The sequence below is a fragment of the Variovorax sp. dw_954 genome (genome assembly GCF_018449755.1).
GTDB lineage: Bacteria > Pseudomonadota > Gammaproteobacteria > Burkholderiales > Burkholderiaceae_C > Variovorax.
The window spans coordinates 1-974 of sequence record NZ_JAAVVD010000087.1 but is presented as its reverse complement, the minus strand read 5'-3'; the positions used below and the strand labels follow the sequence as shown (position 1 = coordinate 974).

The window sequence follows — 974 nt, the reverse complement described above, 5'->3', positions numbered from 1 at the left end:
CGCGCGGACCACACGCTGGTGTTCGCCACGCACTCCACGCACAAGCTGCTCGCGGCGTTCTCGCAGGCTTCGATGATCCACATCCAGGAATCGGAGAAACGCAAGATCGACACGACGCGTTTCAACGACGCCTTCATGATGCACGGGTCGACCTCGCCGCACTACGGCATCATCGCCTCGCTCGACGTCAGCTCGGCCATGATGGAAGGCCCCAGCGGCCGCGCGATCGTGCAGGAAACGCACGACGAGGCAACAAACTTCCGGCAGGCGATGGCCGCCATCGGCACCGGCTTCGGCGCTGACGAAGGCTGGTGGTTCAAGGTCTGGCAGCCCGAGAGACTGGACCTGGACAAACCGCTGAAGACCGCCGACTGGGTGCTCGACCCGAAGGCCGACTGGCACGGCTTCGGCAAGCTGGCCGACGACTACGTGATGCTCGACCCGATCAAGGTCACGCTGCTCACGCCCGGCCTCGGCAAGGGGGCGAAGCTGGACGAGACGGGCATTCCCGCCGCTGTCGTCACGAAGTACCTGTGGGAGCGCGGCCTGGTGGTCGAGAAGACCGGGCTCTACAGCTTCCTGATCCTGTTCTCGCTGGGCGTCACGCGCGGCAAGTGGAGCTCGATGGTCGACGCGCTGGTCGACTTCAAGACCGACTACGACCGCAACGCGCCGCTGGCGAAGACGCTGCCGGGCGTTGCGGGTGCCAGCGCCTACGCCGGCTGGGGCCTGCGCGACCTGTGCGACGCCCTGCATGCCTGCTTCCGCACCAACGACACGGCGCGCGCCATGAACGCGATGTACACCGACCTGCCCGAGCCTGCGATGAAGCCTTCGGAGGCCTATGACCGGCTTGTGCATGGTGCCGTCGAGCCGGTGCCGATCGACGACCTGAAGGGCCGCATCACCGCCGTGATGATCGTGCCTTACCCGCCCGGCATCCCGCTGGTCATGCCCGGCGAGCGCTTCATGAC

General features: G+C 66.5%; 1 pseudogene. It reads left to right on the top strand.

Annotation, left to right across the window (positions count from 1 at the left end):
- A pseudogene (locus HB681_RS37605) lies at positions 1-974 on the top strand (lysine decarboxylase); the annotation flags it as partial.